The 19,082-nt window shown below is 65.5% G+C and carries 20 protein-coding genes and 2 pseudogenes; 6 read left to right on the forward strand and 16 right to left on the reverse strand.

All coding sequences use genetic code 11. The features are described 5' to 3' along the window. Positions 1-18: 18 nt before the first annotated feature. From EV641_RS10725 to EV641_RS10745, 5 genes are all read right to left on the reverse strand, one after another. Complete coding sequence (locus EV641_RS10725) at positions 19-963, reverse strand: diiron oxygenase (protein WP_054713374.1); 945 nt, start codon at positions 961-963, stop codon at positions 19-21. Positions 964-1,071: 108 nt separating this feature from the next. After that, on the reverse strand, positions 1,072-1,362 hold the full coding sequence (locus EV641_RS10730; RefSeq protein WP_199233204.1) for a DUF2516 family protein: 291 nt from the start codon (positions 1,360-1,362) through the stop codon (positions 1,072-1,074). Positions 1,363-1,450: 88 nt separating this feature from the next. Next, complete coding sequence (locus EV641_RS10735) at positions 1,451-2,287, reverse strand: heparin-binding hemagglutinin (protein WP_132471776.1); 837 nt, start codon at positions 2,285-2,287, stop codon at positions 1,451-1,453. 1 nt (position 2,288) lies between these two features. Continuing rightward, complete coding sequence (locus EV641_RS10740; RefSeq protein ID WP_132471777.1) at positions 2,289-2,816, reverse strand: helix-turn-helix transcriptional regulator; 528 nt, start codon at positions 2,814-2,816, stop codon at positions 2,289-2,291. Between the two features lie 61 nt (positions 2,817-2,877). Further along, positions 2,878-4,131, reverse strand: a complete 1,254-nt coding sequence (locus EV641_RS10745) for a DUF445 family protein (protein WP_132471870.1) — start codon at positions 4,129-4,131, stop codon at positions 2,878-2,880. 169 nt (positions 4,132-4,300) lie between these two features. On the opposite strand from EV641_RS10745, the gene EV641_RS10750 reads away from it, so the two are divergent. From EV641_RS10750 to EV641_RS10760, 3 genes are read left to right on the forward strand one after another with little or no spacing between them, the layout of a single operon-like run. After that, positions 4,301-5,008 (forward strand): TetR/AcrR family transcriptional regulator, encoded by a 708-nt coding sequence (locus EV641_RS10750; protein ID WP_241997043.1) that lies wholly within the window; start codon positions 4,301-4,303, stop codon positions 5,006-5,008. Between the two features lie 40 nt (positions 5,009-5,048). Beyond that, the gene (locus EV641_RS10755; protein WP_054713371.1) at positions 5,049-5,405 is read left to right on the forward strand and encodes a DUF4873 domain-containing protein; all 357 of its coding nucleotides are present in this window, start codon (positions 5,049-5,051) and stop codon (positions 5,403-5,405) included. A gap of 29 nt (positions 5,406-5,434) precedes the next feature. Next, on the forward strand, positions 5,435-6,292 hold the full coding sequence (locus EV641_RS10760; RefSeq protein ID WP_132471779.1) for a polyphosphate kinase 2 family protein: 858 nt from the start codon (positions 5,435-5,437) through the stop codon (positions 6,290-6,292). A gap of 3 nt (positions 6,293-6,295) precedes the next feature. On the opposite strand, the gene EV641_RS10765 is transcribed toward EV641_RS10760, so the two are convergent. The 11 genes and pseudogenes from EV641_RS10765 to EV641_RS10815 form a co-directional block, all read right to left on the reverse strand. After that, positions 6,296-6,517, reverse strand: coding sequence for a hypothetical protein (locus tag EV641_RS10765; RefSeq protein ID WP_054713370.1), 222 nt, complete (start codon positions 6,515-6,517; stop codon positions 6,296-6,298). A gap of 74 nt (positions 6,518-6,591) precedes the next feature. Then, positions 6,592-7,155 (reverse strand): dihydrofolate reductase family protein, encoded by a 564-nt coding sequence (locus tag EV641_RS10770; RefSeq protein ID WP_054713369.1) that lies wholly within the window; start codon positions 7,153-7,155, stop codon positions 6,592-6,594. Continuing rightward, on the reverse strand, positions 7,152-8,129 hold the full coding sequence (locus EV641_RS10775) for a helix-turn-helix domain-containing protein (protein WP_054713368.1): 978 nt from the start codon (positions 8,127-8,129) through the stop codon (positions 7,152-7,154). The genes EV641_RS10770 and EV641_RS10775 overlap by 4 nt, the downstream gene beginning before the upstream one ends. 48 nt (positions 8,130-8,177) lie before the next feature. After that, positions 8,178-8,590 (reverse strand): annotated as a pseudogene (locus EV641_RS10780) (ChaB family protein). 319 nt (positions 8,591-8,909) lie between these two features. After that, positions 8,910-9,125 (reverse strand): hypothetical protein, encoded by a 216-nt coding sequence (locus tag EV641_RS10785; protein WP_054713367.1) that lies wholly within the window; start codon positions 9,123-9,125, stop codon positions 8,910-8,912. A gap of 10 nt (positions 9,126-9,135) precedes the next feature. Beyond that, positions 9,136-9,363 (reverse strand): hypothetical protein, encoded by a 228-nt coding sequence (locus EV641_RS29710; RefSeq protein ID WP_241997044.1) that lies wholly within the window; start codon positions 9,361-9,363, stop codon positions 9,136-9,138. Between the two features lie 521 nt (positions 9,364-9,884). Beyond that, entirely contained in the window at positions 9,885-11,579 is a 1,695-nt protein-coding gene (locus EV641_RS10795) for a bifunctional 3-(3-hydroxy-phenyl)propionate/3-hydroxycinnamic acid hydroxylase (protein ID WP_132471782.1), read from the reverse strand. After that, positions 11,576-11,929 (reverse strand): invasion protein, encoded by a 354-nt coding sequence (locus EV641_RS10800; RefSeq protein WP_132471783.1) that lies wholly within the window; start codon positions 11,927-11,929, stop codon positions 11,576-11,578. The genes EV641_RS10795 and EV641_RS10800 overlap by 4 nt, the downstream gene beginning before the upstream one ends. After that, entirely contained in the window at positions 11,926-13,827 is a 1,902-nt protein-coding gene (locus EV641_RS10805) for an acyl-CoA synthetase (RefSeq protein WP_054713365.1), read from the reverse strand. Before EV641_RS10805 ends, EV641_RS10800 begins: the two co-directional genes overlap by 4 nt. Beyond that, positions 13,824-14,765 (reverse strand): fumarylacetoacetate hydrolase family protein, encoded by a 942-nt coding sequence (locus EV641_RS10810; RefSeq protein ID WP_132471784.1) that lies wholly within the window; start codon positions 14,763-14,765, stop codon positions 13,824-13,826. The genes EV641_RS10805 and EV641_RS10810 overlap by 4 nt, the downstream gene beginning before the upstream one ends. After that, entirely contained in the window at positions 14,762-15,889 is a 1,128-nt protein-coding gene (locus EV641_RS10815) for a VOC family protein (protein ID WP_132471872.1), read from the reverse strand. The genes EV641_RS10810 and EV641_RS10815 overlap by 4 nt, the downstream gene beginning before the upstream one ends. Before the next feature lie 132 nt (positions 15,890-16,021). On the opposite strand from EV641_RS10815, the gene EV641_RS10820 reads away from it, so the two are divergent. From EV641_RS10820 to EV641_RS10835, 3 genes and pseudogenes are all read left to right on the forward strand, one after another. Continuing rightward, positions 16,022-16,669, forward strand: a complete 648-nt coding sequence (locus tag EV641_RS10820; RefSeq protein WP_054716466.1) for a TetR/AcrR family transcriptional regulator — start codon at positions 16,022-16,024, stop codon at positions 16,667-16,669. 214 nt (positions 16,670-16,883) lie between these two features. Further along, positions 16,884-17,396 (forward strand): annotated as a pseudogene (locus EV641_RS10825) (NAD(P)H-dependent oxidoreductase). A gap of 374 nt (positions 17,397-17,770) precedes the next feature. Then, the gene (locus EV641_RS10835; RefSeq protein WP_132471785.1) at positions 17,771-18,784 is read left to right on the forward strand and encodes an iron-containing redox enzyme family protein; all 1,014 of its coding nucleotides are present in this window, start codon (positions 17,771-17,773) and stop codon (positions 18,782-18,784) included. Positions 18,785-19,082: the final 298 nt, after the last annotated feature.

A 19,082-nucleotide genomic window follows, 5' to 3' on the forward strand; every position in this document is an offset into this window, starting at 1 on the left:
GTCGGGTGGGCACGCGGCTCACAGCACGTGCGCATTGCGGAGCAGGTGGGCCGACGGACCACCGATCAGACCCACCGAGTCGAGGAACTCGACCGTCCGTCGCGCGCCCTGCCGCAGTTTGTCGTGGTAGTGCGTATTTGCGCGGGCCGCGGCCTTGGCTTCGGCAATGTCGAGGCCCGCCGCCGCGTAGACCTGGTCGTTGATCAGGTTGGTCACGATCAGGTAGCCGGACACGCCCAGATGCATGCGCACGTACGCGCGCTGTGCCCGCGTGGCCTTACGCATCCTGCGTTCGGTTTCCTCGCGCGCGTAGCGAATGTGCCGTGACTCTTCGACAACGTGGATGTGGCTGACCGTGCGGGTGAGCGGCTGGACGCGCTCGTCGCGCATGAAATCGCGCTGCATCATGTCCAGGATCTCTTCGGCGAACAGCGTGGCGCCGAACGCGAGCGCACCCGATGCGACGGCTTTGAACCCTCGTCCGCTCACGCGGATCCATTTCTTCGGCCGGTACGACGGCACGCCGAGTCGCTTCGCCGAGCGCGCGAACATGATGGAGTGACGGCATTCGTCGGCGATCTCGGTGAGACCGAACTGGACGTACTCGCTGGAAGGATCTTGCTGGTAGAGGTCCCGGATGAGCATCTGCATCAGGATCATCTCGAACCAGATGCCCGTCCCGGCGATACTCGCCGCTTCATGCGTGGTGAGGGTGATCCGCTGCTGCTCCGGCATCCGCTCCCACAGGTCGGTGCCGTACAGACTGGACCATTCGGGAGTCATGCCGTATTTGTCGTCCGGGATCGGGGCGTCCCAGTCGATTTCGAAAGCAGGATCATACGACTTACGTGCCGACGAGTCGAGAAGTCGTTGCGCTGTGCCCTGCTTTCCGTCGGTTGCGGACGACCCGCGTACCCGACCGGGCGCACTCTCGATCGACCCGTTGGTTCGAGTGATGGACATCGCGAACCACCTCGCCTCGATTAATATCCGTTACTCGAAGTGTCATTATCTGGATCACACTTGTCAAGTAAGCCGGCCGAGACGATCGCCGATCAGTGCTGACAGGCACTACCAGCGCGGTTTTTGGACCTCCTCCACACGCGGGCGCACGTCCACCAGGTATACGCAGACCGCGACCACCGCGATGATGCCGAGTATCCCGACTGCACCGAAGAGCAACAGGACGATCAGCGCGGCCGCGAGAATTCCGAGCCATACGGGTTTGGTGAGCTTGTCTACCGCGGGAAACGCCTCGGTAGGTTGACGAACTGCATGGAACAACGCGAAGCCGGCTCCGACAAGTGCAATGACCTGTAGGGCGAGCATTATCAGACCGGCAAGAGAATCGATATTCGGCACAGTACCCAGTCTACGAGAATCGGCTCCCGCGCAACTTCATGCGCGGGAGCCGATCGAGATCGACCCGGTCGGGGCCGGGTCACTGCAGTCAGGCGCCGGTGGTCTTGCGCGGCGCAGCCTTCTTCGCGGGAGCCTTCGCAACGGTCTTGGCCGGGGCCTTCTTCGCGGGAGCCTTGGCCGGAGCCGACTTCGCGACGGGCTTCGAAGCAGCCTGCTCGGCCTTCTCCGTCACGGTCTCCGCAGCCTCGTCCACGTCGTCCTTGACGGATTCGACGCGAGTTGCAGCCTCACCGCTCGCCTCCTCGGCCTGATCGCCGAGCTCGAGGACGCGAAGGGCAGCGTCGTCGCCGGCGTCGGCGATCGCGTCGCCGACCTCGGTGGCCGTCTCGGAGATGCGGTCCGCAGTGAGTCCGGCGAACTTGGCGGCCTGCTCACCGACCGTGCGCGTCTGCCGAGCGACGGTGCCCAGGGCATCTTCGGTGAGGTCGACGACGTCGCCGAAGGCGGCCTCGGCGCGGCCGAGACGCTCTTCGACGGCAGGCTGCTGACGCAGCCGCTCGATGGTCTCCTCGCCACGCTCGGCGAATGCGGTGTAGAGGTCGGATGCGACCTTCAGGTAAGCCTCGGCGACCTTGCGCAGCTCCTCGGCACTGAAGCGTTCACGCAGGTCCGCGAGCTCTTCGGGAAGCTCTGCGGGCAGCTCGCCCAGGCGGGACCGCAGAGACTCGATGGTCTCGGTCAGATCGGCCGGGACCGAAGCGATGCGCTCGCGTGCCGTCTCGACGCGGTCGTTCACGTCGACCTGAGTATTCTCGGCGCGCTCCCGCACCTGGGCGACGACATCGGCGACGGCCTGGACGACGGCATCGCCGGCACCGACCGCGGCGTAGAGGGATGTTCGGAGTGCAACGTTGGGATCGGTCATGTCAGTTCTCCTCGTCGAGGTCTGTAGGATTCACGCGATCTGCTGGAACCACGCGGTCGCCGACGTTCGCCGGCGCCGGTTCCGCCGGTACTGCCTCGTTCTCGCGACAGAACGAGTCGTAGATGTCGAGCAGGACCTGCTTCTGCCGCTCCGACAATGTGGTGTCGGCAAGGAGCGCGTCGCGTACCGCGCTGTGAGGTCGCTCCTCGAGGATTCCGGCTCGCACGTAGAGAACTTCGGCGGACAGCCGCAGTCCTTTCGCGATCTGTGCAAGCACTTCCGCGGACGGTTTGCGCAGCCCACGCTCGATCTGACTGAGGTACGGGTTGCTCACCCCGGCCAGCTGCGACAGCTGCCGCAACGACACCTGGGCGGCTTCACGTTGGGAGCGAATGAAGCTTCCGATGTCCTGGGCAGCGTTGCCCACCACCCGTGCAGCGATATCGGTGGGTCCTGCAGCCTCCACGGACTCCGCGTTCCCGTCCTGGTCGTCGCCGGCCTTCTGGGCCGAGTCTCGATTCGTGGACATGCCACCCAGCGTACGGAGAGGTGCTAGCTACAGCAAGCACTCTGCTAGCACGTGACGTAGATCATGCGAACAAGAACTCGGAGACGGTGTAGATGGCCAGCCCGGCCAGCGAACCCACGACGGTGCCGTTGATGCGAATGAACTGCAGATCGCGCCCCACAGCGAGTTCGATCTTGCGACTTGCTTCCTCCGCATCCCAGCGTTCGACGGTCTCCCGGATCACCGACGTGATCTCGTCCGCATAGTTCGCGGCGATGAACCGGACACCGGCGAGTAGCCATCCATCGACCTTGCTGCGCAGCTCGGTGTCCTCGCACAGCCGGACACCGAAGCGCTCGACGTTCTCGGCCACCTTCCTACGCAACGTGCTGTCGGGGTCGTCGACCGACTCGAGGATCATGCGTTTGGCGACCTTCCAGGTCGCAGACGCAAGTTGTGTGATCTCTTCGCGCCCCATGATCTCGGCCTTGAGTTTCTCGGCCTTCGCGATGGTCACCGGGTCGTACTGCAGATCCCGGGCGTAGTCGACGAGGAATTTCTCGGCCGCGAGCCGTACCTCGTGTTCGGGGTTGGAACGGACCTTCCAGGTGAAGTCGACCAGCTCCCGATGGATCTTCTCGCCCAGCATCAGGTCGACGAACTTCGGGGACCATGCCGGCGAATCCTTCGTGATGATGCGGTCGATCGTTTCCTGACTTCCCAGCGCCCACTGGTGCGCTCGTTCGGCGAGCATGTCGATCAGTGGACGTTGCCGCCCCTCGGCGAGGAGCTCACCGAGAATGCGTCCGAGGGGCGGTCCCCACTCCGGCTCGGCGATCCGCTTCACGATGGTCTGGTCGATGATCTGGGCGACGTCGTCCTCGCGGAGGATGCCCACCACCCCGCGCAGGATCGTCGAGGTTTCCTTCGCAACCCGCTCGGCGTGCTGCGGCTGCGCCATCCAACCACCCAGCCTCAGCGGAATCTGTGCGGATTCGACCTTCGCCGAGACCACGTCGGGTGCGAGGAAGTTGGTTCCGACGAAGGAACTCAGACTCGCGCCGAGCTGGTCCTTCTTCCGCTTGATGATCGCGGTGTGAGGCACCGGAATCCCCAGCGGATGACGGAAGAGTGCAGTCACGGCGAACCAGTCGGCGAGGGCGCCGACCATGCCCGCCTCGGACGCCGCGCGAACGTATCCGACCCATGCACCGGCCCCCCGGGTCTCCTGCCACCGGCAGAACAGGTACACCATGGCGGCCACAATCAGAAAGCCGGTCGCGACCGCCTTCATCCGGCGCAGATCCCGGCGCTTGGTGTCGTCCTCGAATGTCATGTACTGCACCGGACCATTGTGCCGAAATTCGATCGCCGCCACCGCGCCCCGCGCGCGGAACGCGCCCCCGACTCCACACGGACACGCCAGGTACACCACCGGATCACTCGAGGAGCAGGCGGCCGTAGACTGAGCGGACGATCGAGACCGAATGGATGTACCGAAACAGATGCCTACTTCTCCCCCCGATGCGACCGATACCCAGCCCACGAAGCAGGACGGCCGCAAGCGTCGTTGGCACGAGCACAAGATCGCCCGCCGCGAAGAACTCGTCGAGGGCACCATCAAGGCCATTCGCACCCGCGGACACGAGATCGGGATGGACGAGATCGCGGCCGAGATCGGCGTTTCCAAGACGGTGTTGTACCGGTACTTCACCGACAAGAACGATCTGACGACGGCGACCATGATGCGGTACGTCGAGACCGTTCTCGCGCCGCGCATCTACGCAGCGGTGTCCGAGGACCTCGACGAGTACGACCTCACCCGGGTCGCGATCGCGACGTACGTCGAGACCGTCGCCGAGGATCCCGAGGTCTACCTCTACATCATGTCGAACAGCTCGTCGGCGAGCCGCGACGTCGTCGCCGACTCCGAGCGGATGATCGCAGAACTGGTGGCGGCGGTACTCGGTGAGCGACTGCGACTGCTCGAGATGGATTCGGGCGGATCGGTGCCGTGGGCGTACGGCATCGTCGGCGCAATCCAGCTGGCCACGCACTGGTGGATCTCGAACAAGTCCATGACCGAGGAAGACCTCGTCGACTACCTGACGATGATGGTGTGGGGCGGAATCACCGGGATCGCCCAGGTCTCGGGGTCGCCCGGGCGTTTCAAGTCGCGCCCGCACCCGCTGCTCCCCGGCGACGAATCCTGACACAGTTCACGTAACTTCCAGTTACGTGTAACCTTGGGGCATGTCCGATTCGATGCCGCCGCACCACGACGAAGACGAGGATCCCGAAGGCTATCGGGGGCCGGCGGACGTCGCGGTCGGAGCGCAACACGCCACCGTCGACGTCGAACTGTCCGGACACTTCGATCCGATCGTAGGGCGACACCTGTGGCGAGGCCGCCTACGCCGGCTCGGCGCCACCCTCACGCCCGAGACCCCGTTGAGTGCGGGCACAGAAGTGACGCTCCGGATCCCACTGAGCGACGGAAACACAGCCACGGCCACCGGACGCATCACCGAGGTCGATCTGTGGGGAAGCCACATGATCGACGGCACCTCCCCACCGCCCTACCGGACACAGACCCGAGAAACGGACTGAACGGGCGTCCGTGTGGCACGCTCGTCGCCATGGGAAACAAGGGCGACGGATGGCACACCTCCGCAGTGGAGGTCCTGCGGGCAGGACCACGCAACCAGATCGCCGACCTCGACACCAACGGCACACCTGGCTTCGAGGGCGACAAGGAGTTCGGGACGAAGCTGATCGAGGAGCGCGGCTCCGTGCTCTCCGACCTGCAGGAAATGCTCTTCGCGAACGGTCGCCTCGGCGACGAACGTTCCGTGCTGCTCGTACTTCAGGGCATGGACACCGCTGGTAAGGGCGGAATGGTCCGCAATGTGATCGGACACGTAGATCCGCAGGGTGTCGATCACGCGGCGTTCGGCGTGCCGACACCGGAAGAGAAACGCCACCACTACCTGTGGCGCATTCACAAGGCACTGCCGCGCGATGGCCAGCTCGGCGTGTTCGATCGATCCCACTACGAGGACGTCCTTGTCGCCCGCGTACGCCAACTCGTCCCCGCGTCCGTCTGGCGTCGCCGCTACGACGAGATCAACCGATTCGAACGCGACATCGCCGACAGCGGCACGACCATCGTCAAGGTCGCGATGTTCGTCTCCCTCGACGAACAGAAGGAACGTCTCGCCGAGCGGCTCGAGCGCCGTGACAAGCACTGGAAGTACAACCCGAGCGACGTCGACGAGCGCGCCCTGTGGCCCGAATACCAGCAGGCGTACCAGGACATGCTCGACAAGACGAACACGGACCACGCGCCGTGGTACGTGGTGCCGTGCGATCGCAAGTGGTACAGCCGTCTCGCCGTGATGGAACTACTCATCGACGCCTTCGAACGTCTCGACCTCGACTGGCCGGAGGCGAATTTCGACATCGAGGCCGAGAAGAAACGGCTGGCGGAATCCTGACCGTCAGAACAAGTGCGGCGTCTCGATATGACGATGGTGATCGCGCCTGACGGTACCCGCCACCATGCCGACCGCAAGCATTACGGCCACTGCTGCGGCGACCCCGCTGGCCAGCGCGAATCCGCTATGCCCGGACCCGGCCGCAACCAGGGTGAATGCAATCGTGATCACTCCGATGAGCGCGAGTGCGAATGCCGACCACGCGACGAAGAGGTTGAGCTTCATAGCCTTGACTCCTTCCCCGAGGACTGCGTTTCGGTTGATCCCGACGGTACCCCCAGGTGATGCCGGTCACAAGCTCAGTGGTCGGGCGTCGCCGACGGTTTCACGGAATAGGTTGCGATCGCGAATTCCCCGTTCCGCCCCAGATCGGTGAGTTCGAGCTCGACGTGTCGGGGCAGTAGCGGCTTGCCCGCACCGATCGTCACCGGAGCGAACGACACGATCATCTCGTCGAGCAGGCCCGCATCGGCGAACTGCCCGGCGAGGTCTCCCCCGCCGATCATCCACAGGTCGCGATCACCTGCGGCGGCCGCCATCTCGTCGTAGACCGCGCGCACGTCGTCCTGTGTGAACCGGATGTCGCCGGGTCCGTCGGAGCCCTGCGCAACGGGCATCCCCTCCCGGTGTGTGAAGACCCAGCAGGGGAATTCGTACTCCCATTTGTCGACCCCCGCGTAGTCCAGCACCCACTGATATGTCGAGGCACCCATCGCGGCCGCACCCACGCGCGACATGAATGCTGCTCCGCCGCCGGGTCCGTCGTGATCGATGTCGCGCGACAGCAACCAGTCCAGGCTGTGGTCCTCCGTCGCGATGAAACCGTCGAGCGTGCTCGCGGTGAAGAAGATCATCCGGGTCATGTCGAGCTTCCTTCCGGCTCGTCTCCGAGCATGTGCGATGAGGCGCCGCGCTGCCATTCGAGCGGGTCCCCGTTGTCGACACTGCGGCCGGCGGCGCGCAGCATATGACGCACGAGCTGTCGCCGGTGCGCCGAGAATGTGAGTACGTGTGAGACGACGCCTCCGAGCACGAAGCTCTCGGGCGGGTCGCACAACGCGTCGATCAGGCGATCACCCCAGGCGTTGCGTCGATCGATGTCGCGTACGGCTTCCGCCCACTGCGGCGCGATCACGTCGAACTGCTCGAGCAGAGAGGCCGTATCGTTGCCCGACCGCACGGGTTCGTCGGCGCCGATCATCGACGCGAGCCAGATCTGTTTCGACCACACGAGATTGCCGAGTACCTGTGCGATCGACTCTTCGGGACCGTCCCACGCGAGCACTACGAGCCCCGGGAATCTCACACGCTCGTAGTCGTCCGTGGCCAGATCGGATGCGACATCCAGCAGTGCCCAGGTGTCGTCGAGATCGTGGTGGACCATCTGCGCGGTCACCTGACCGGCCGCACCGCTACGGCTGTATCCGCCGGCACTGTCCTCCACCCACAGGTGCATGGGCGGATGGAAGTGGACTCCGTTGGGAGCGGGTAGCCAGTGCGAGTATCCGGATGGTGCGAGGGCTCGACCCCCCGTCGCGCTCGGTGGATAGCCGTATGCCCGGGAGAACGCGCGGCTGAATCCTTCCACCGAGTTGTACCCCGCGGCGAAGGCCGTCTCCGTGACACCTCGACCATCGCGCAACTGCCACGCTGCACGCTCGAGCATCACCCTGCGCCGCAGCGCGACCGGGGATTCCCCTGTGCCGAGCGAGAATTGACGACTGAAATGCCACGGCGACGTGAATGCGCCTCGTGCCATGTCGTCGAGGTTCGCGTGGTCCTCGTCGAGGACGGCATCGAGCAGTTCGCGCAGTCGGTCGCGTCCGGATCCGGTCATGAATCCAGTGTCGCGCAGCGGACGAGAAACATGCTTGACCGTTCTTGCTCAGCTCCTGCTGACGCGCCGGTTCTCCTTCTCCAGGGCCTCGATCAATTCCTGCATAGTCATCGTCGACCGCCCGTGGATGTCGAGCCGACGGGCGACGTCCAGAAGGTGCTCCTTCGTCGCGTTCGCGTTCGCCCCCTCGTAAGTTTCACCGCGGGCGTCGGGACCACCACTTTTCGCGCGTTGGTCGGAGGGTGCTGCCTTGTCCTTCGCCTCCCAGTGGTCGCCCACCTTCTCGTGGCTGTGTTCGAGGGCCGCCTACGCGACTCGGTGTGCGCGCTCCTCACTGTCGTATTGTTCGAGGCTGCATCGTGAGCTTCCGCGAAGGTCCGCTGAGCTGTCGCGGCGGAACGCCTCAATATGCTGGGCAATTCACTCTGCTTCGCTGCTCCGGATTTCGTGGTCTGGGGCATCTCGGCTCAAAGATGGCGAATCTTCGCAGGGCTGCCCTACGACCTAACGGTTCCCCAGACGGGTCGAGTATCTCCGCGCCGGGTTCACCGCTCCAGGGTGGAGCCCCATCTCATTCGATCTGGCTTTCACCCCGGCGAGAACGAGCCGTAGGACTGAGCGGGTGGGTCGCCTACTCCGTGCGTGCGACCCCGCCCGGTGAGGAGTGGGCCACGGGCGCGGAAGCAGCCGTCAGCTGACGCCGGACGCTACTCCCGACCCGACAGGACCTGCGAAGTCGCTCACACCGTTGAGGCCGGACGAAGGACCCGCATGCCCTGGTCACACGACGATGATTGTCCCGGCCTGCGCGACGGTAATCATCCCGTCGCACTTCTCGCTCATCCCGCTGACGAGCAGCTTCCGCGTGACGACGTTGTCGACGTACGGGATGAGATGGGTCAGGACCAGGTGATCGACCCCGGCCTGCTTGGGCCTGCTCGGCGAGAGCGATGGTGTCGGCGTGGTAGTGGCCAGGGCCCTCGGCGATGTCGGCATCGGAGTCGAGTCAGAGGTCACGCATGATCGGGATTGTCCGGTCAACCATGTGGGTGGCATACGCCTCGTGGACGACGACGGCGGCGTACTGCATTGCCGGGAGGGTCGTCGACGTGACGATGGTGTCGCCGCTGATGAACAACTTCTTCCCCTGGTACCTCAGGACATAGCCGTACGCGGGGTCGACAGGCTCGTGGTCGACAGGCTCGTGGTCGACGGCGACGGCATCGATGGTCACCCCTCCCTCGTCGTAGACCCGGACGGAATCCTGGCCGAATGGAAATGGGTGTCGGCACCGGCTCCGCGGTCGCAGCAGCGACCTCACCGGCCAGGTTGGCCATGTCGCCGGTGCGGTAGTCGATGTCGAGCGTGTAGGCGCTGTTGATTCCGTCGACGACCTGCTCCACGCCGGGAGGTCCGGAAACCTCGAGAGCAGTGGTGGCTCCCCGGTTCCAGCGCTGGTTGACGAAAGCTCCTAGTCCGTTGAAGTGGTCGGAGTGAAAGTGCGTCAGGAACACGTGGTCGATGCGCGCGAGGTCGACCTTCGAGTTGTTCAATGACCGGGTGGATCCCTCGCCGACGTCGATGAGGAACATCCGGCCACCGGCGGCGACCATCGTGCACGCCCGCGCGGCCTGGCTCAGTTCGGGACTTTCGGTACCGCACGTAAGGATTCGGACGCGGCCGTCGTCCGCCGTGTAGGCCGGGTCGGGCTCTGATCCGGTCAGCTGTTTCCGCATGGCGAAATCGACGATCCGATCACGCGCGAGGTACGCGCGGGCGCCCACGACGGTCACCATCGTCAGGAGGAAGGCCGCTGCGATCAGCAGGCGCCTCCGTGCTCGTGCCCATCGGGATCGTTTCGGAGGCGAACCCTGCGAACCGGAGGCGCTGTCGTCGGCGGTCGCCGTACTCCCTGCGGAACGGCCTGGGGTGGAATGACGGGATCCGGTACGCCAGGGCGCACGCCGACCGTCCTGCGACCAGCACGGTGCCGTCTGGGCGGACAAGCGCGGCGCGGACATTGCCCACCTTCAACCACCCGTGCAGTGGCGTGCCCGGGACGACATCGACGATGACGCCGCCGCGTTCAGCGACGAGCGACCTGGTGTGACAGCTGACAGGGGCAGCTGTCACAAGCGCGAACCGTCCTGCGGCGGGCCCGTCGTCGAAACGCGTGCAGGCACCCGCCCCGTGCTCCGGGAAATTGGGACACAGGGTGCCGGCAAGTCCGTGGCGCCCACGATCCAACGCGACAGTGCGTCCTCGTAGTGGCGGTGTCGTGCTGTCTGTTACCCGGTGACTCAGACCGGGCACCCGGCCCAGGCGAGGCGCAAGCACCCCGCGGGCGATGTCACCGATCCGGCCCCCTCCCGTCATCGCACGTCCCATCCAGACCGCGAGGGCGATCAAGCCTTTCGCATGTGGGCGGCGCTCGGTTTCGTAGGTGTCGAGCCACCGCTCGTCGAGACCGCCCCCGAGCACCCCCGCCACCTTCCACGACAGGTTGAGAGCGTCGCGCAAGCCCACCCCCATACCTTGACCGATGAACGGCGGCGTCAGGTGCGCGGCGTCGCCGAGGAGGAAGATCCGACGGTCCCGCCACCGATCCGCGATCTGTGCGCGGAAGGTGTAGTCGGTGATCCGGTGCAGAACCAGATCTTCGGCAGGAATGGATCCGGTCCAGGGGGCAACGAGCGGTGCGAGCGCGCCGGCTGTCTCGAAGTCCGCAGCGCTCTCGCCGTCGAGGAGACGAAATTCCCAGCGGTGCCGTCGGTCGCCGATGCGCATGTACGTCGCCGCGCGCTGGGTGTCACACACCTGGTGCACCCCCTCCCAGGCACCGAGTTCGTGATCGGTCTCGATGTCGACGACCAGCCAGCGCTGCTCGAAACCGAGGTCGATCATGGTCGCGCCGATACTGTTGCGCACCAGACTGTTCGCGCCGTCGCACCCGAGTACGAACGCGGCCTGGGCCACTCCGACGGTGCCGGTCTCGCGGTCCTCGAAGACGACCCGCACCCGGTCGTGTGCGACCTGGTCGACTGCAGTCACCTCCACGTCGCCGCGGAAGGTGACGGTGGGCAGCGTCGCGAGATGTGCCCGGAGAACCCCCTCCAACGCCGGCTGGTCGAACATGTTCGCCTGCGGGTAGCCGTGGACACCGACTTGACGGTCACGTGTGAACTCGGCGAGGACGTGGTGATCGCTGTCGAGGAGCCGCAGTCCGAGCGCGGGTCGGGAAACGGCGGCGAATGAGTCGGCCACGCCGAGCCGGCCGAGGATCCGATACACCTCGTCGTCGAGGTGAACCGCTCGGGGCATCGGATAGACGTCCGACCAGCGGTCGAGGACCAGACAACGTATGCCGTACCGGGCGAGCAGTGCCGCCGCGGTGACCCCAGTCGGACCCGCCCCGACCACGATCACGTCAACAGGTTCCGGCGTCGTCATGCATTCACCCCCACCACGCCGTAGAGCACGACCAACGTGGCGGCGACCAGCGCCGGCGCTGCCCCCCCTTCGGACCGTCGCCGCTCCTCAGGTGAAGCACCGCACCTGAAACAACCAACACCAGAAGGCATCCCCCTTGCGGCGGCCCCGATCACGGGTAATGGCATGCCTACGAGGCGCCCACCCGCGCCCCGGATCTCGAAGACGCCGATCCGTCGATAGGCCGCCTCGGTGACACCGAGGTGTGCGGCTGTCTCCGGCATTACGAGTCGGCCCCTGATCTTGTCGAGCCCGAAGACGGTGAAGGGCAAGGCCGCGAGCACCGCGAGGACCACTGTCCGCGCGGTCACCGGGTGGTCACCCGCCATGTCAGTGCGAAGGCGTCGAGAATCTGGGCCAGCGCGGTCTCGTCAGTGCCGGGTTCAGCGACCACTGTGACCGTCACACTGCCGTCCTCCGCGTCGGCCGTCACCTCGACGATGCCGGTGCCGCCGTCGTGCTCTGCGAGGGCCGCGGTGACGGCTCGGCGGGCGGCGTCGGCCCGCAACGGCAGCTTGTACGGCTTGCCGACCGCCGTCACAGGCAGCATGTCGACAACCTGCACCGACTTGGGTGCGGCGGCGGATTCGGCAACGTGTTCTTTCGCCCACGCAACGAGGCCGGCTTCGGGGGTGGGAGCGCTGAGGGTGACGTAGGCGACGGGGACTTCACCTGCATGTACGTCGGGCATTCCGACTGCGGCCGCACCCGTGACGGCTGGATGGGACAACAGGGAGTCCTCGACCTGGGCCGGGTCGATGTTGTGGCCGCCGCGGATGATCAGATCCTTCGCCCGGCCGGTGAGGTACACGAACCCGTCCGCGTCGACGGCGCCGAGGTCGCCCGTGTCGAGCCATCCGTCTACCAGCTTGCCCAGCCCATCGAGAATGAGTCCGCCGTCTGCATCGCGGCCGACGACATACCCCGGGAAGACGGTCGGGCCGCTGATTGCGAGCACACCGGCGTCACCGGTGGGCATATCGGTCCAGGTGCCGTCCTCGTCGATGCGGACCGCCTTGATCCGTTGGTACGGCAGCCGCTGCCCGACTGATCCGGGTCGTGGGTGGTCGAGGAAGCTGCGGGCGCTCGCGCACGTGGCCTCGGTCAGGCCGTAGCCCTCGAGCAACGTGATCCCGGTGTGCTCCTCGAACGCACGACGGACGGCGGGCGGCAGCATCGATGCACCGACGACCGCCATCCGCAGCGAGGAGATGTCGGCGTCGACGGGCACGTTGGCGAGGACGGCGTAGACGGTGGGCACCGCGCTCATCGTGGTGATGCCATAGTGCGACACAACTTTCCAGAAGCAGCCGTACAACGGGAGGTCGCGGTAGCCGAGCGGTCCCGCCCATACGGCATGCTGACCGCGCAACGTCGGAGCCAGCAATGTGACCACCAGTGCGTTGACGTGGAACAGTGGCAGCGCGGCGAAGATCGTCGAGTCCCCGCCCAGTTCCGAGGCCGCGGAGATCGACCAGGCGTCGACGATCTCGTTGCGATGGGTGTGCGCCGCGAGCTTCGGTGCGCCGGTGGTGCCACCGGTGTGGAACAGTGCCGCCACGTTGTCCGCGGCCGGCAGGTCACCGACGAACCGGTCACCGTCGGCTTCTGCGGCGAGTGCGGCGAACGAGAGCACGGCCGCTCCTTCCAATGCCGCTGCGGCATCGGTTGTCTCGCCTGTCGGCGCGACCAGCAGCACCGTGTCCAGTACACCGGCGAGTGCCAGCGCCCGCACCTGCTCCCAACCCGCCGGGTCCAGCGTGGAGTCGGCAGCGATCAGTACGTGGGCACCCGACTGTTCGAGCAGGTGCCGGATGTGGTTGCCGGCCAGGGATCCGTTGACGGGCATCGCGATACCAGCCAGCTCGGCGGCCAGGGTGGCGGTGATCAACTCGTCGCAGTTCGGCGACATGATCGCGACGACATCGGAGCGGCGGACGCCGAGCCCATGCAGTGCGTTGGCGTAGCGGTGCACGCTTACCAACAGTTCGCGGTACGTGCGGCGCGTCGGCGACTGCCAGCGTTCGGCATCGGGAAGGACGGTAATCGCGGTCTGGTCGGGCCAGAGGCTGCCGGCCCGGGAGAGGGCCTCGTAGGTCGTCTCGGGTAGACCCCGGTCGCCCAACGGCACCGTTTCGACATCGGCAAGGTCGCCGGGGTGGTCGAGGGTCGCAGGCCAGAGGACAGTGTCCTCGGTGTCGACAGTCATCGGGTGAACCTCACGATGGTCCGCTGGGTGCCGAGGTCGATCTTGCCGTCGGGGGTGTCGATCGTGATCTCGACGACGTCCCCATCCTTGAGATAACGAGGGTTCTTCGCCTGGGACTTGAAGAACGCTTTCCACTTCATCGAGGGAGGAAGCAGGGCGCCGATCTTCTCCACCGCGCGCGGCGGCGCCTTCAGCGCGGTTCCTCCCGGGGTCCCGGTGAGGACGAGATCACCCGGTGCGAGTCGCTGGAAACGAGCCAGCGCCGCCAGTGCCTGGGCCGGGGCGTAGATCATGTCGGCGCCGGCGCTGTCCTGGCGGGTCTCGCCGCTGACCTTGAGCCGCAAACGGAACTCGCGGAATCGTTCCAGCTCGGACGCGTCCAGGAGAACCAGCACAGGTCCGGTGGGGGTGAAGGTCGGGTATGACTTCGCTTCGTAAAACTGGGTTTTGGGCAGTTGGACGTCGCGCGCGGAGACGTCGTTGGTGATCACCACCCCGGCCACGAAATCGGTCCAGTTGTCCGAGGTGATCGCGGTGCCGACATCGAGCGGGCGTCCGATCACGAGTCCGAGTTCCACCTCGTAGTCGAGGAACTTCACGTGCGCAGGGCGGACGATGTCGTCGTGGGGGCCACTGATCGAGCCGGACGCCTTGCGGAAGAACGTCAACGGAATCGTCTCCGGATCCAGGCCAGATTCTGTGACGTGGCTGACGAAGTTCGTCATCTGCGCGACCACACGGCACGGGTTCGTGACGGGGGCGAGCAGATCGAGGTCGGCGACCGCAGTGCCGCCGGACGACGCGGCGGCCGTCTCGATGGCCGCGCGGTCGGCGAGCAACTCGGCGGTCGTGGCGGCGGCTGTTTCGACGCGGGCAGCGGTCCCGTCGGGCGTCAGGGCCCACCAGGCGTCGGCGGTGCGAAGAACAGAAGTGCTCATGTTGCAGCTACTTTCATCAGTCCGCGGAGGCGTTCGAGGTCCCACTCGTTGTCTTCGCGCAGTGAATGGATCATGGATCGGAATTCGGAGACCGACTTTTTTCCCGGAACGATGCCGAGGAAGTCCTTGGTCGCGGGCGGACCCCACTGGGCCAGGCCAGAGGCGGTCATCGGTGCCCAACCGGGAGCGAGGGAGGAATCGAACATGTCGCCGTCGCTGAAGTGCTCTACGAGGAAACCATCGGGGTCGCGCCAGTAGTCGAAGATCTGGCTGCCCTGAATGTGTCGGCCGATGCCCCAGGAGCGCCGGTACCCCTCGTCACGCAGGTACTCCCCGCCTGCGGCGATCGCGTCCAAGTCGACCACCTGATAGGCGGAGTGGACGTATCGATTGGCCGGACCGAGCGTAATCGCCAGGGTGTGATGGTCGGCGGGCTCCGATCCCCGGTCACAGCGGATGAAGCTCATCGTCGGTCCGCGGTGACGCTGGCCGTCGAAGTAGAGGAAGTCGCTGACGATCAGTCCGAAATGCTCCAGGTACCAGTCGAGGGTTCGGCGGTAGCGGGTGGACTGCAGAACGACGTGGCCGAGTCGCTGCACCTGGGCCGGGACGCGGAGCGGCCGCTGTGTGCGGTTGACGCGGTGCAGTTCACCACCGAAATTGTGGGTGAGTGCAGTCTGCACGGGCAGCTCGTCGAGTTCGCGTGTGTCGGCCACGACGCGGACCGGGATCCCGCTCGGGTCAACGAGTTCGACGCCGAGGCCGCCGATGGACTCCGGAAGGGGCAGCACTTTGCGTCCAGTTGCGTCGGCCAGGCGCAGCAGGTCGGCCGGGTCCGCAGCATGGAACGTCAATCCAACGAACCTCGACCGCGCACCGGCACGGATGATCACGCACGGCGCAGCCCGCTCTGTTCCCCGCAGCTGCAGCTCGCCAGCCGTCTTCGCTGCCGTGACGAACCCGAACGCGTGCGCGAAGCGTTCAGCTCCATGCAAATCCGGCTTCTCGAACTCGAGCCATGCCAGATCCCGGACCTTGATTACCGGGTTCCGCGCCCGGCCCGGGTGCTCGCCCGGAAGCCCCGCCTGGCCGCCGTGTATGCCGACATGAGCGTCGTGGCCCACCGCAAGGCCGTCGTCGTGTGATCTGCATTCGGACACCGTTCACCTCCTAGGTTGACGAAATCGTCACATGTGACCAGCGCATCAGTCAAGGGTTTCTGACGAAATCGTCAGTAATGAAGATGAGAGGATGGTGTGGTGCCGACACAGACCCGTTCCGATCAACGCCGCGCCCGCACCCGTGCAGCACTGATCGCCGCCGCGCAGAATCTGCTCGCCGAACGGCGGACCAACGTTCCGATCCTCGAGATAACCCAACTGGCCGACGTGGGGCTTGGAAGCTTCTACAACCACTTCGCCGACAAGGAGGAGCTGTTCGAGACAGCAGTCGACGACGCTCTTGAACGCTTCGGCGGGATCCTCGACATGCTGTCCGACCATGAGGATCCCGCGGTGGTGTTCGCGCAGAGCCTCCGGCTGACGGTACGACTCTGCCGCCGAGAACCTGCTCTGACACGAGTACTGATCCACCGCGGCCTGGACATCACAGTCGCTGACCGAGGACTCGTCCCGCGAGCACGTCGCGACATCGACGCCGGCATCGCCGCGGGAAGATTCCGAAACACCGACAGCCGCATTGCCGTGTCCATCGTCGGTGGCGGCGCACTCGCGCTCGCAGCGCTACTCGACGCCGACCCGAAACGGGACGCAGATAGGGCAGCCGACGATTTCGCCGTCGACATACTGTGCATGCTCGGACTCCCCGACTCGGACGCCGTCGAGATATGCCAAATGGACCTGCCGAACGTCGACGACCTGCTCGTACCCGCTGCAACTACTTGACAGCCTTGGTCGCGGCGAGGACCGGGAACCTGCCGGACGTATTCGTCACAGTTGAATACGTCTCATTACCGGTTCCTTCGCTCGGGCCGGGTCCGGCATTCGGGGGCCCGATGTCCGCGAGTTTCCCGCTGTGTACGGCCGCGTACCCGGTCAGAGGCGAGGCACACGCGTAGCCGACGGATTGGAAGAGCACATGAGGGGTATCCGATCCGGCATGACATCCTTGACTGCACTCGACCTGATCGCCGACCAGGTCCTCACCGAACTCCGCGCCCATGACGTTACCGGCGACAAGATTCGCCTCGTCGACTTCGACATCCGTCCCGGAGTTGAATCCCGATATGGGTGGCGGCGACCAATGGCCACAGATCCGTGAGCGCATCCGGGCCGCCGACATCCTCCTGATCTCGACCCGACCTGGCTCGGCCAGATGTCCAGTGTCGCCAAAGGCGCCCTCGAACGACTCGATGCTGAGCTGCCCGAAACCGACGAGGACGGCGCTCACGCCATCGTTGCCTCCCTGTTCCAGGCGCTCAACGACTGCGGATTCACCATTCCCGCGCAGGGCTGCACCTATTGGAACGGCGAGGCGATGACACCGGGTGATTACAACGATCTCGACTGCATACCCGATGCCGTCGCCTCCACCAACGCCACCGCTGCCCGCACTGCCGCACACCTGGCCCGCACACTTCGAACGCAGCCGTATCCCGCTGAGGAGGATTAACGTCACGCCGGCCCTGTTGGCAGGAGATTCCCAGCTCAGACAGCACCCGAACCACCACCCGAAGAAAGCGGACCCCAGTGACCTACGTCGTCGACACCGGGGTGGCCACGCTCCGCTCCGCCACAGCCAGAATCACTCCGGCAACGTTCCGATCCCGGCGCGCGGTGTGCCCGCATGCCCAGCATCGGCGATGCACGCTTGCGCCCCGAGTCCTTCAAGAAGGCAGTCCGACAAGAACATTCGTTTCCGGGTGCGTACCCTGTGGTCGCCGTGGCAGCCGAGAGCCTGTGAAGCGCACTCGTCACCACCCTCGATACCTACGAGGAACACACGCGCGACGATTCGACTCGGGCCGGAACGGGTACTCGCGCTCCATGACTTCACACATCCGTACCTGTGACGTGCATTCAGCACCTCTACCCAGACCGCGTGGGCCGATATCCGGCGAGGTCATCTCACGGCTACGCTCGCCCGCCGACATCGGGCCGTGGCCGATCCACGTAACGGCCGGCGAACCGTACGGCGAGGACGTACAGCTCGCGCTCGCGGTGTTGTACGAAATGCACTACCGCGGATTCGACGGCGTCGACGCCGAATGGGAATGGATGCCCGGTCCACTCGGCGTGCGCGCACAACTGGAACAGCTCTTCCTGCACGCGCTGCGTCACGATGTCCCGGAATGTGACGACCCGAATGCGGTCCTCGACGCTCTGTGCCACGAGCCTCACGACGCATGGGGTCTCTCGCACCAGTTGGCTGCCTACGGAACGTGGGAGCAGGTCCGCGAGTTCTTCGTGCACCGTTCCATCTACCACCTCAAGGAAGCCGATCCGAACGCGTGGGCAATTCCACGACTCACAGGACGTTCGAAAGCCGCACTCGTCGCGGTCGAGTTCGACGAGTACGGCGGCGGGCGTGCCGAACGAGTACACTCTCGGCTGTTCGCGGACCTGCTGGTTGCGGCCGGACTGAGCGACGACTATCTCGGCTATCTCGAGCGTGTTCCTGCAGAGACCCTCGCGACCGTGAACTTCATGTCACTGTGTGGACTGCACAGGGTACGGACCCCGATGCTGGTCGGCATGTTCGCAGCAACCGAGGTCACCTCGACACCGGGCTCCCGACGGATGGTCTCTGCCCTGGAGCGTCTCGAGGCCCCGCCTGCATGCATCACCTTCTATTCGGAGCACGTCGAGGCGGACGTCGTACATGAATTGGTCCTGCGCTTCGATGTGGTCGGTGATCTGGTCGCCAAGGATCCGGGGTGTGCTGCAGACATCGCGTTCGGCGCTGACGCCACCGAATTTCTGGAGGGTCGGCTCGCGCAACGTCTACTGGCCGCGTGGGCGGAGGATCGGTCGTCGCTGACTTCGCCGGCGTTCGGGTGACTTCGCCATACCTGCGTTCACACCCATTGCACCGTCGCGCACCGGAAGTGTCCGGTGCGCGACGGCAGCAATATCAGGGGGCGTCACCTGAGATGCCATGCGGCGGAGCACCACGGTACCCACATTCCCGCTCGCTCCTGTGACGACGACTCGCTTCAGCGACTTCGGCGTCGTCGGCCATGCCGATTTCGGCTCGGTTCCGTTGGGCGGTCACGTGTGCGCATTCATACCTGCCGGTTCCCTCGGTCTCGTCGTCCACGGGAACGTCTGCCTCGAGGTTCGTAGATCGTCGTCGAGC

The organism is Rhodococcus sp. SMB37 (assembly GCF_004345605.1).
In the GTDB taxonomy this organism is placed as follows: Bacteria; Actinomycetota; Actinomycetes; order Mycobacteriales; family Mycobacteriaceae; genus Rhodococcus.